This is a genomic window from Bacillus sp. FAU20 (assembly GCF_056033865.1).
This window is the reverse complement of sequence record NZ_JBVYHY010000026.1, coordinates 350,736-362,915: the sequence shown is the minus strand read 5'-3', so window position 1 is coordinate 362,915 and position 12,180 is coordinate 350,736. Positions and strand designations below refer to the sequence as shown.

9 protein-coding genes and 1 pseudogene are annotated in these 12,180 nt (G+C 34.3%); 3 read left to right on the top strand and 7 right to left on the bottom strand.

Annotated elements, in window-relative coordinates; all coding sequences use genetic code 11:
• Positions 1 to 4: 4 nt before the first annotated feature.
• Together AC0OM3_RS23770 and AC0OM3_RS23765 are read right to left on the bottom strand one after the other, a co-directional pair.
• The gene (locus tag AC0OM3_RS23770) at positions 5 to 1,159 is read right to left on the bottom strand and encodes a CgeB family protein (protein WP_000422329.1); all 1,155 of its coding nucleotides are present in this window, start codon (positions 1,157 to 1,159) and stop codon (positions 5 to 7) included.
• 34 nt (positions 1,160 to 1,193) lie between these two features.
• On the bottom strand, positions 1,194 to 2,414 hold the full coding sequence (locus AC0OM3_RS23765; RefSeq protein ID WP_000526227.1) for a glycosyltransferase family 2 protein: 1,221 nt from the start codon (positions 2,412 to 2,414) through the stop codon (positions 1,194 to 1,196).
• 139 nt (positions 2,415 to 2,553) lie between these two features.
• On the opposite strand from AC0OM3_RS23765, the pseudogene AC0OM3_RS23760 reads away from it, so the two are divergent.
• A pseudogene (locus AC0OM3_RS23760) lies at positions 2,554 to 3,317 on the top strand (DUF2711 family protein).
• A gap of 68 nt (positions 3,318 to 3,385) precedes the next feature.
• Here AC0OM3_RS23760 and gnd read toward each other — a convergent pair.
• Genes gnd through gntK form a run of 3 tightly spaced genes read right to left on the bottom strand, consistent with a single transcriptional unit; the run spans position 3,386 to position 7,203 of the window.
• The gene (gene gnd / locus AC0OM3_RS23755; RefSeq protein WP_000765982.1) at positions 3,386 to 4,282 is read right to left on the bottom strand and encodes a phosphogluconate dehydrogenase (NAD(+)-dependent, decarboxylating); all 897 of its coding nucleotides are present in this window, start codon (positions 4,280 to 4,282) and stop codon (positions 3,386 to 3,388) included.
• Positions 4,283 to 4,300: 18 nt separating this feature from the next.
• Complete coding sequence (locus tag AC0OM3_RS23750) at positions 4,301 to 5,650, bottom strand: GntP family permease (RefSeq protein ID WP_000260203.1); 1,350 nt, start codon at positions 5,648 to 5,650, stop codon at positions 4,301 to 4,303.
• 14 nt (positions 5,651 to 5,664) lie between these two features.
• Positions 5,665 to 7,203, bottom strand: a complete 1,539-nt coding sequence (gene gntK / locus AC0OM3_RS23745; protein WP_000449996.1) for a gluconokinase — start codon at positions 7,201 to 7,203, stop codon at positions 5,665 to 5,667.
• Positions 7,204 to 7,764: 561 nt separating this feature from the next.
• On the opposite strand from gntK, the gene AC0OM3_RS23740 reads away from it, so the two are divergent.
• Together AC0OM3_RS23740 and AC0OM3_RS23735 are read left to right on the top strand one after the other, a co-directional pair.
• Positions 7,765 to 8,667: an ABC transporter permease subunit gene (locus AC0OM3_RS23740; RefSeq protein ID WP_046946344.1), complete on the top strand. Its 903-nt coding sequence runs from the start codon at positions 7,765 to 7,767 to the stop codon at positions 8,665 to 8,667.
• On the top strand, positions 8,664 to 9,683 hold the full coding sequence (locus tag AC0OM3_RS23735) for an ABC transporter permease (RefSeq protein ID WP_474213127.1): 1,020 nt from the start codon (positions 8,664 to 8,666) through the stop codon (positions 9,681 to 9,683). The genes AC0OM3_RS23740 and AC0OM3_RS23735 overlap by 4 nt, the downstream gene beginning before the upstream one ends.
• A 149-nt stretch (positions 9,684 to 9,832) precedes the next feature.
• Here AC0OM3_RS23735 and adhP read toward each other — a convergent pair whose 3' ends face one another.
• The gene (gene adhP, locus AC0OM3_RS23730) at positions 9,833 to 10,873 is read right to left on the bottom strand and encodes an alcohol dehydrogenase AdhP (protein ID WP_046946346.1); all 1,041 of its coding nucleotides are present in this window, start codon (positions 10,871 to 10,873) and stop codon (positions 9,833 to 9,835) included.
• A 293-nt stretch (positions 10,874 to 11,166) separates the two neighbouring features.
• The gene (locus AC0OM3_RS23725) at positions 11,167 to 12,024 is read right to left on the bottom strand and encodes a PhzF family phenazine biosynthesis protein (RefSeq protein WP_474213126.1); all 858 of its coding nucleotides are present in this window, start codon (positions 12,022 to 12,024) and stop codon (positions 11,167 to 11,169) included.
• Positions 12,025 to 12,180: the final 156 nt, after the last annotated feature.

Genomic DNA, 12,180 nt, shown 5'->3' with positions numbered 1-12,180 from the left:
ACAATTACTTTGTTTCATCTCTCAGACTCAACGTACCTAAACTTTCATTTGCTTCAAAATGATTATATGCTTTTTCCGCTAATTTTTTCCGTTCTTCTGGTAATTCTATATATTTCATTACGTTTTCAATTATTTTTTCGTACGGAGTAAATACAATTCCTGGCCACTCTACCTCATCTTCTGGATTACTATTTTCGGAAATAATAAATTTCTTATTTGCGACTGCATAAGACACGCGAGGTGTTTCAAGAATTCCTGATAAGTAAAAATGAATATTTAATATAATTTTAGCTCTAGCAATCAATTCATTTCTAACAATTCCCCACGCATTATTTTTAAAAACTATATTTAAATTCGGCGCAACCGCTTTTAGGTGGTCAAAAATAGCTTGCCGCCTCGGATTAAGAGCACCTATAAACAGAATATCAATATCTTCAGTAATCTCATCTTCAAATGCATCTTTTTTTATTTCCAAAGTGGGAGCATAGTTCATTTCTACATGTTTTATTTCTTTTCCTACCCCTTTTTGTTTAAGCCATTCTATATTTTGTTTACTATAATCCCAAATCACTCTATCTTTTAATAATATTAAATAAAGGGGGTGCGCATATGGACTTCCTTCGTATAGCTGTTCTAAATTATAAATAATTGCATCTTTCGGAAGAAGGTTCGGGTTATATGCGTATGTATGTGCTCCAAAAACAACTGTATTCTTTACATTTTCCAGTATTGTTTCTGATATAATTACGGTATTTCCCTCCTGCTCCAACCGCCACTTTAAAGCTCGCGCAACATCTATGAAACTACCGTATGTCTTTGGGCATATAAAAAGACAATAATCATATTCTTTATTCAAATAAACTTCCATTAATCTTAAATTATTTTTATATAAATCTACATCTGGATGTTTAAGTACCAACTCATTTGCATGTTTTCTTGCTACTTTATATAATCCAGCATAATAAGCAGCGATGCATCTTCTTAATTCGATTCTTTCCCGATCCTCATCTAATACATCCATGTTTAAAAGAAGATTTGCGATACAATACGCTTTTAAATGATCACGATCATAATAATAGTCTAGTAGTGGCATCAATTCTTCATACGTATTTCCATGCACCGATTCTCCTAGTTCAATCGCCCATCGCATTAATTCCATGATTACTCCACTACTCCTTTAACCGAAAATGTATTTAATAAAATTTCGCATTATTCTCTACTATATTTGCTATATGAAATGGAATCTTTTCTTTTATCGATTCCAAATACTTCTGCGACACCGCTCCTAAATGTTTTTTATGAGGTATATAGAAAGCACTAATAGAAATTTCATAGTCAAATAAGTAATCATACACATGATAATCTACAAATAGTAGATCATCCTTTGGAAAAGGAATTTCCTTCCCTTGCAGAGCATACATCAAAGCAATATTGTTTTGAGATCGTAATCGATACAACCTTGCAAGTTGGTATAATGGTTCAGCCCGGGTTGGTCTATATTCCCAAGCTTTTTGAAAATAAAAAACAGCTAATGCTAAATATTGCTCTTCTTGCCCTTTAACAGTTTCTTTTTCATCAGCATCTGTCACTTCATTTTGTTTATTTGCTGAACGATTTGCTAACTGCTCATAACAAAATCCTATTCGCAATAACGAATAGAATACCTCTTCAACCCATCCTCCTGCTTCCACTCGTTTTTTATACCATTTAATTGAATTCTCAAATTGACTTAAATGAAAATAAGTCTGAGCTAAATAAAATAAATATCTTATATGCAAATCTGGCGTTGTTTCTGGGTCGTTTATTCCTTGTAACAACAACCTCTCATCTCTTTCAAATTTATCAGCTTTGCTCCCGCCATCTCCGGGATCATTCACGACAAGAGTCTCTAACCGAGCTACCCTCGTATTGTAATTCGCTCCAACTTTTGAACGATCTATATCCCAATACTCATGAGTAACACCGACAGATTTCCATGGTAAAGAAGCTTTTAAAAGACGCGTAAGCCAATATTTAATATGAACATCATATTGCAGTGTAAGATAATGATCTTCCGTTAAGCTCGTTTTATCGAAATTCGGACCAACCTCTAAAATCATATCTGCATCTAATATTAATAAATAATCTGCTTCTGGGTATGTTTTTTGCGCTAACGAAACAGCTAAGCTTCTGTTATAACCAAAGTTTTTAAACGGCTCATGATGAACCGTCCCAGGTATCTCATTTTCCTTACACCAATTTTCAATAATTTCAGGCGTATTATCCGTCGATCCAGTATCACAAATAGAAACAAAGTCTACAATTGATTTTGTTGCATTTAAACATCTTTCCATAATTCTAGACTCATTTTTGACGATCATACAAAGACATAACTTTTTTTCTTCCTTTACAGACTTCACTTGCTCATTTCCCATTTAACCACCTCATATTTTATTAACACGCTCTTCTCATATGTAACAACATTTCTTAGCTATACTGATGACATAAGCACCCTTTTACTATTTATGAAAACTTCATTTTATTTATTCTTACTTTTATGTTGGGACATATTTCATGCAGCGCTTTATATTTGATACAATCAATACAAAAAACATAATGCGGGAATCCGTACATTTCAAAGTCTAAGAGGAGGTTATATTTTGTTGGATTACATTTGGCTAGATGACAAATCACCAATTTTAGAACAACTACCAAGCACCTGTAAATCTGCAGCTATATTGCTACACCCTTTTGTCCAAATGCCTTTAGGATGGGAAAAGTCTGTGAGAAAAAGACCATATGAGCACATCTATCCTAGCGCTGAAGAAATCGTTCATAATGGGAAATCCGTTTCTTGGAAGGAAATGATGTCTTATAGTGGATTACATTCATACGCAGAATTAGCAATGGCCATGTTGACTTCCATTGGTGCTTTTACAGAAGAATATAAAAGAGAGGATTTAGCTGAAAAGCTATATTCAAACTTAAAAAAAGATCTTTATTATCCAACAGAAGATTATACGTCTATATTTTTATTACATAAATTACTTAAACTCCTCGGTTCTAAAGGTGCAAAAAATTTATATTTCTCTGAACCAATTCTTGATACAAACGGATTATTAGCGGTAGATAATACTACTCCATTAGATATTTGGGACATTAGCAATAATGAGTTAATTATTACTGGCGAAGATAATGAGTATGCGTTTATGAGTATATTTAATTCCTTTATAACCTTATTATTAGCTAAAGAAGAAAATATAGAATATATTGTTCATTCAATGAACGTTGAAGCTGTCATTTGTGACAAAAAAACGATGATTGATTGGTATTTTTAAATTAGTAGTTTCTTAAACTATAAAAAAGAAACTTGCGCTTATGCACAAGTTTCTTTTCAAAAACATCCTTATTTTTTCACAACTTCATGTCCACCGAACTGATTACGTAGTGCTGAAACTACTTTTCCATGGAATGTATCATCTTCCTGAGAACGATAGCGCATAAATAATGACATAGCGATAACTGGTGCTGCAGCTTGAAGTTCAAGTGCAGTTTCAACAGTCCATTTTCCTTCTCCTGAAGAGTTCATTACACCTTTAATGCCATCTAGTTTCGGATCTTCTGCAAATGCTTTTTCAGTTAAGTCCATTAACCAACCACGGATAACTGATCCGTTCGCCCATACTTTTGCAACATCTTCATAATTAAAATCAAAGTCACTCTTATCTAGTACTTCAAATCCTTCAGCGATTGCTTGCATCATGCCGTACTCAATACCGTTATGAACCATTTTCAAGAAATGACCACTACCAACACGGCCAGCATAAGAATAGCCATTTTCTACTGCTAAATCTTTAAATAAAGGTTCTAATTGGTCGTAAATTTCTTTTTCTCCACCAACCATTAAGCAAGCACCGTATCTAGCTCCTTCTACACCGCCTGATGTACCGATATCTACATAATGTAATCCGAAGCTTTTTGCTTCTTCAGCACGGCGTAACGTATCTTTATAGAATGAATTTCCGCCTTCAATAACGATATCACCTTCATCTAATAACGGATAAACATCTTTTAATACTGACTCTACAACTTCTCCTGCAGGCACCATTACCCAAATTGTACGAGGAGCTTCTAGTTCAGCAATCATTTCTTTTAATGTATGACGTGCAGTAATTCCTAGTTTTCCTGCCTTTTCAACAAGCTCTTTATTTACATCGTATACTACTACTTCATGCTTGTCTTCATGTAAGTGTTCAGCTAATGGGAATCCCATTTTTCCTAATCCAATTAAACCTAGTTTCATATTAATCAATCTCCTATTCTATACAAATATATTTAATATCGAAATTAGCCCAAGTGCTACTACAGATAATATAGTCTCCATTGCAGTCCATGTTAATAACGTTTCTTTCACAGTCATTCCGAAATACTCTTTAATCATCCAAAATCCTGAATCATTCACGTGTGATAAAATTAATGACCCTGCACCAGTTGCAAGTGCTAATAATTCAACATTTACACCTGGTGTGCTTGCTGCAATCGGCGCAACAATACCAGCTGCTGTCATCATAGAAACAGTTGCCGATCCAGTTGCGATTCGGATTAGTGCCGCAATTCCCCACCCTAATAATATCGGTGAAATATGTGATTCTTTCGCCATATCTGCAATTGTCGTTCCAATTCCAGAATCTAATAATACTTTATTAAATGCACCGCCTGCACCAATCACTAACAATATGTTTGCAATAGGTCCAAGGCAATCATTTGTAAATTGTAACACTTTATCTTTTGAGAAACCTTTTGCATATCCAAGACTAAAGAAAGAGTAAATGGTTGCAATTAATAAAGCCACAATCGGATCTCCAATAAAGTGTAATACTTGTGCTAGTTGACTCGTTTTATTTAATGCAACTTCTGCTATTGATGCACCAAGCATAAGAAATACTGGAAGTAAAATTGTAAACAATGTATTCCAAAAGCTAGGAAGCTCTTTTTTATTATCTTTTTCAATAAATTGCTCCGCTATATCTAATGGTACTTCCTTATGTATACGAGCACCAATCCATTTCCCGTAAAGTGGACCTGAAATAATTGCAGTTGGAAGTCCGACAATTAACGCATATAAAATTGTCTTCCCTACATCTGCTTTAAAAATACCAACTGCCGCCATTGCCGCTGGATGCGGTGGAACAAGTCCGTGTACGACTGACAGTCCTGCTACTAGCGGAATACCAATTGTAATAAGTGATACCCCAGTTTCTAACGCAATTGTAAATACTAACGGAATTAATAGTACAAATCCAACTTGGAAAAATACCGGAATCCCTACTAAAAATGCAACGAACATCATCGCCCAATGAACTCGTTTCTTTCCAAAACGATTAATTAATGTGTTAGCGATACGTTCAGCACCACCAGATTCGGCCATCATTTTTCCAAGCATCGTTCCTAGTGCTAAAACTATTGCTAAAAATCCTAACGTATTACCAAGCCCTAGTTTAATAGAATCAATAATCCCTGGATCTTTTGGTGAAGTTCCAATTAAAGGCATTCCCATTGCTAATCCTACACCAATTGCTGTTAAAATTAATGCGACAAATGGATGCCATTTTACTACCGTAATAAGTAAAAGTAGTATGACAACTGCCGCTAGTACGATCCCAACTACCATTTCTCCCAATCCCCCTATTGTTTACGTTGGAAAGCAGCTATACAATCAAATTCTTCTTTCAAGCGATTGTAAAGTCGTTCATACATATAAAACATTTCTAAATATATAGCCGTATTTTCTTTATTCGGTACATGATGATGGACAATATCAATCCAATCCTTTACCTCTTCAAGAGAATCAATTTTTCCTACAGCATACAAAGCAACTGCTGCTGCCCCAAGCGCAGATGCTTCATGACTTTCAGGTACAAGCAATTCTTTTCCCATCATATCGGACAACATTTGTCTCCAAAATGCAGATTTTGCAAACCCTCCTGAAACTCGTATTTCAGTAAGTGGCCCTGTACAATCCCTGATTGCGAGTGCTACTGAATATACACTCATACAAACACCTTCCATCACTGCACGTATAAAATGTTCTCGCTTATGTTGAAGATTGATTCCAAAGAATGTACCACGAGCATTTGCATTCCAGTAAGGTGCGCGTTCTCCAGATAAGAAAGGTAAGAACAATAGTCCATCCGCTCCAGCTGGTACGCTTTCTGCATATTTAATTAATAAATCATAAGGATCAATGCCGAGCTTTCTTGCTACTTCTTGCTCTGGACTACCAAATTCATCACGTAACCACCTCAGTAATATTCCACCGTTATTCGTTGGACCACCGATTACCCAGTGCTCATCTGTTAATGCGTAACAAAACGTTCTCCCTTTCTCATCTGTATTTATATTTGATGAGATTGTTCGAACCGCACCACTCGTTCCAATCGTAATTGCAGCCGCACCCGGTGATATCGCACCAACTCCTACATTTGCAAGAACCCCATCACTTGCTCCGATGACAATTGGTGTTTCTGCACTTATCCCCATCTTCTGTGCTAATTCTAGCTTCATACCTGATAAAATATATGTAGTTGGTACAGGGGTTGATAATTGTTCTGGTGACATATGTAACATAGTTAAAACATCTTCATCCCAGTTTAATGTTTCTAAATTAAATAACCCCGTAGCAGAAGCAATCGAATAATCAACTACGTAGCGTGAAAATAATTGGTAAATCACATACTCTTTAATGGAAATGAATTTATAGGCACTTGTATATAACTCTGGTTCCTCTTCTTTCATCCATAACAATTTAGAAAGTGGTGACATCGGATGAATCGGTGTACCTGTACGTCTATAAATTTCATGCCCATTCATTTGTTGTAATAATTTTTCTGATTGCTTCGTACTTCGATTATCTGCCCAAATGATAGAACGCGTTAATGGCGCACCATTTTCATCTACTGCAATTAATGCGTGCATAGCTGTACTAATACCGATTGAAGAAATATCTTCTGGTAATACATTACCTTTTTCAATGGCAACGCTTACACTTTTGTATACAGCGGCACATATTACATCAGGATCTTGCTCAGCCCATCCTACATTCGGTTGAATAATTGGGTAATCGATTGCATGTGATGCAATGACTTTTCCTTTTTCTGTGAACACAACCGTTTTTGTACTTGTGGTACCGATATCAATCCCGATTACTCTCCCCCTTGTTTCCATGCGAATCTTCCCTTCATTTCTAGCAAAATACGATTTAGTAAACCGTTTACATGAATTAGTATATAAAATATTTTTTCATTTATCAAGTTATACAGAGAAAATTTTTTTCGTACCAAAAAATAAATCCCCTCATTCCATTTCACTTATATACTACATTTAGCTTTTCCATGCGGTAAACTTACGTTATATTCGTTACGCAATACACTCTTTCCTCCCATTAACAACACATACATAGTCCTCCATACGTTCTACTTATTTGCTTGAAGAAAGAGTTGAAAAACAATATTCATTTTTAGCGGTCACGTAACATCACCATCAAACCAAGAAAAGTAACTAACCGCAGAATGAGAATTCTGTGCATTTTGCTCTTATTTATTGTTTTAGGTTCACTAGTCTTTTATCTTGATAAACATAGAGCGCGGCCCCCTACTAACCCTTTTTTATCTTGTAAATATATCTTGCATACTATAAAACCAAAAAGTATTTTTATTTTTCAGAAAAATAAAAACAATAACACGGAATTTATTGTATAATGTTGTAAAAAGATGTCGGAGGGATTTAATGTTAAATAAAATATCTCAATTCACAATTAAGCTTTCATCAATTCTTTTATCACTCTTACTATTATTAAATTTACCTTATTTATTTATCACCCAACAAGGATTTACCTTTCAACCAATTTATTTTTTTAATCAGACCGTTACTATGTTAAAACAGGTTTTTTCCCCTGAATCATTAGTGATTATAGGATCAGACCCGAAGTTTGGCCATTTCAAAAAAACACCATTATTTCCAACTGTTTTAGAACCTTACCTATATTCATTTACTATATTATTTTCAGCCTTTTTTCTTGCTCTCTTTTTATCATCTAGCATGGCATTTTTTTATTTTTTAGCAAAAGATTATATAAAAAAATGGATAAACCGAATTGTGTTCATATTAGAAGCTGTCCCTGATATGATGATGATGATTTGTTTGCAAATATTTTTCATATGGGTACTTCAGAAATTTGGGGAATCTCCTGTCACTATTATTTCTTTTAATGAAAATCGAGCTTATTTACTCCCTATTTTATCATTAGCTGTCTTACCTACATTACAAATGTTTCGGATGATGGTGTTATACATAAAAGAAGAGCAAGGAAAACATTACGTAGAGGTTGCATATGGAAAAGGCCTTACCTCAAGTTATATACTATGCATCCATTTATTCAAAAATATATCTATCCACTTCTTCCACCATTTAAAAACAATTTTTGTTTTCTTACTTTCTAATTTATTCATTTTAGAATTTGTTTTTAATATGGAAGGCATTATTCAATTTTTATTTAATAAGGCGTTTGTTTCACCTCCAGCTGCATTTATCATACTTGTTATGATAATTTTACCATTTTACGCCATTTTCCAAATAGCCTCATTCATGATGAATAGATGGAAAAAGCAATTGAAAGGAGTATCATTATGAAATCTATTTGGAAATCAAAACGCTTTTTAATCGGCTTTGCTTATCTATTCATACTTATTTCAGCTAGTTTTATTTATAGTTGGTTCTTTAAAGATAACATCCCAAAACCTCCTCAGTTACTTTACAATGACAATAACGAATTACTTGGAAAGGCCCCCTTTCCGCCATCGTTAATTCCACCTTTTGGATCTGATCGTTTTGGAGAGTCTGTTTTCTTACAAATTGTAGAAGGAGCAAAATTCACTATTTTATTAGCCGTGGCAATTAGCTTCTTTCGAATTTTATGCGGAACATGTATAGGAATCCTCTTAAGTTTATTTGCTCCAAAACTCAAGAGATTTTTCCAGTCATGCTCAGAAGTTTTTTATTATATTCCAACTCTATTTATCGCATTCATACTCATCACGCCCGTTAATATTATAATTACATCAAATGCTGATGGGGTAGATCCAAATATTTCATTTACGTTTTATCAAGTACTCGTACTTATTTTTGTCGCTCTGCCTACACTTTCTTTATACATATCCTCAGAGGTTGATGAATTTATGAAACAAGATTACATCTTAAGTTCACAATTACTGGGGGCTAGTCGTTTTCATATTATTAAAAAACACTTACGAGTCTTATTACTTGGCCGCTTATTTGTATTATTTATGGAACATATCGTCCAAACACTCATACTCGTTATCCATTTAGCGTTGCTTAACATTGTAATTGGCGGCATACAAATGCGTGAACTCTATGACGGAGTGCTCAAACCTGTTTCTCTATCTAATGATTGGGCAGGCCTTATTGGATTAAATCGTAATGAAATGAATCTTTCATGGTGGATTATTTTTTATACTCTCGCTTCATTCTTTATTACGATTCTATTTATTAAGCTTATGACCATCGGGATTCAAGATTCACTGAAAGCAAGAGATTCGCAAATTGTAGCAATTCAAAACGTTCCAGATCATAAAAAATTTGTTAAACATAAAGATTCTTTTTCGTTTGCAAATAAAGTAAACCTTTAATCATTTCTCATTAATCAAGTATGAATTTGCATTGATATTATTAGAAAATAAAGAAGATGATTCCTATTAAATACAGGGATCATCTTCTTATGCTGTCTAACTTTTTTACATGTATTTGCTAGACTCATGCTTTTTATATTTAAAGTGAATTATTTGCAATCACAATTATTATGTTTTTTAAAATCAATTACCATACGCCCTTGAATTCTACCTTGTTCCATTTCTTCGAATACATTTTGTACTTTATCTAGAGAACAAGTTTGAACAACCGGCACTACTTTTCCTTCTGCCCCGAACATAAACGCCTCTTCCAAATCTTTACGAGTACCAACTAGAGAACCAACTACTTCAATTCCATCCAGTACAAGTCGTGGGATGTTTAAGTCCATTGTTTCTACTGGTAGCCCTACTGCAACTACTTTACCGCAAGCACGTACTGCATCAACTGCTGAGTTAAAGGCTACTTTAGAGACTGCTGTTACTACCGCAGCATAAGCGCCACCAAACTCCTCTTGCACAATTTTATCAGCAGGACCTTGAGAAATTGGATTGATAGTCATATCAGCACCAACTTCTTTTGCTAAGGCTAATTTGTCATCATTAATGTCTACTGCGATTACCTTTGCACCAAATACATTTTTAGCATATTGGATAGCTAAGTTACCTAATCCACCGCAGCCATAGATTACAATAGGTTGACTAGGTTTAATATCTGATACTTTAATAGCTTTATATGTAGTTACACCAGCACAAGTAATTGATGATGCTTGAGCAGGATCTAATCCTTCTGGTACTTTTACCGTATAATCAGCTGTAACGATACATTGTTCAGCCATACCACCATCCACTGAATAACCAGCATTTTTAACTTCACGGCAAAATGTTTCTCTACCAGTTACGCAATATTCACAACGTCCACAAGATTGGAACATCCATGCAATGCTTACACGGTCACCTATCTTTAGTGAAGTAACATCATCAGCTATTTTCGTAACAATACCTACACCCTCATGACCAAGAATACGGCCATCAGTGTTACCAAAATCATGATTTGCAACGTGTAAATCAGTGTGGCAAACTCCACAATACTCTACATCTACTAACGCTTCACCTGAGTGTAACGGACGTAATTCTTTTTCAATCACTTCGATGTTTGCTTTGCTGTTTTTATTAACCACTACTGCTTTCATATGTGATCTCCCCTTTAGTGTTTTAGCATTTTAATGAGTTTATCTCACAACTACTTTCTTCACTACTTTGGCTAGTTATTGTACCAAATTTAAGTGTTCAATCATCATTACATCTTCATCATAACATGACACTTCATAAACAGCTTGTGAAATTATGAACAATATTTGAATTATTACACAAATCGGTCTTTATTTTAAATTTTTAAAAATGAGAGTTTATCATTGACTATAAGTAAGTCACATATTTCTAAAACAAAATAAATTAACAAACTTCTCACCGATAAAAAAGCTCTTCACTCAATATTTTCTACATGTAAACACTTAGTTTCACAGTAATATCCTTTGCCACCAACATAAACTTTTTCTATTTTATTTTTGCTATTGGTTGCTAATTTAACTAATATTTCAGAAGGCGAGTGTAAAGAATACCCTTGTTCAAATACATAGACTTCTTTTTTCAAGTAGTCCTGTTCATAAAGATAGCAAGCTAATGCACCGTTCGAAGTTCCAGTCGCTGCTTCTTCATTGATGTCGTATAGCGGAGCAAAATTTCTGCATATAATTCGATTGTCATTAAAAGTATATAGATGCATCCCGACAACATTATAATACTTGCTGATTTCTTTAATTTTTTCAAAATTAGGTTGCAGTGCATGTAATTGTGTTTCGCTTTTTATAGGAATTAAAATATCTTTTAAGCCCGTGGAGACAATTTGAATTGGGTATTTATTGTCTATATCTTTACTATCAAAACAGTCGGTGAACTCGTTTGGAGATACAACATCATAGAATATCGGTTTATTTTGTTCCATGAATATAATGTCTTCTTTTATAGTAATAGTAAGAACACCGCTGTTCGTTTCAATCGTATAGCGATTCCTGAAAAGTTTATTTAAATGCATTAGTATCGCGAAAGAGCCAATTGTGGCATGACCACATAAATCAACTTCTTCTTTCGGTGTAAAATACTCAAATTTATAATCAGCAAGTTCAGATTCTGATATAAATGCGGTTTCCGCATAGCCCAGTTGTTTGGCTATTTCCATTTTTTGAGTAGTGGTCAATGTATCCTCAATAAATACCACTCCTGCTTTATTTCCGCCTTTATGATCCTTGCTAAATGCACTTGCAACATAAACAGATATTTTCATAAGACACCTTCCTCACTTATAGTAAATTGTAGTATAGAAAGCACTACATATAAATGCCATTGGATAAATTATCTATAGATTAAGAGACAAACTACTTTTAGCATTTGAACTCTCCAAAAATAGTTTGTCTACAGTCTGAAAGCTCTTCATTTGAAG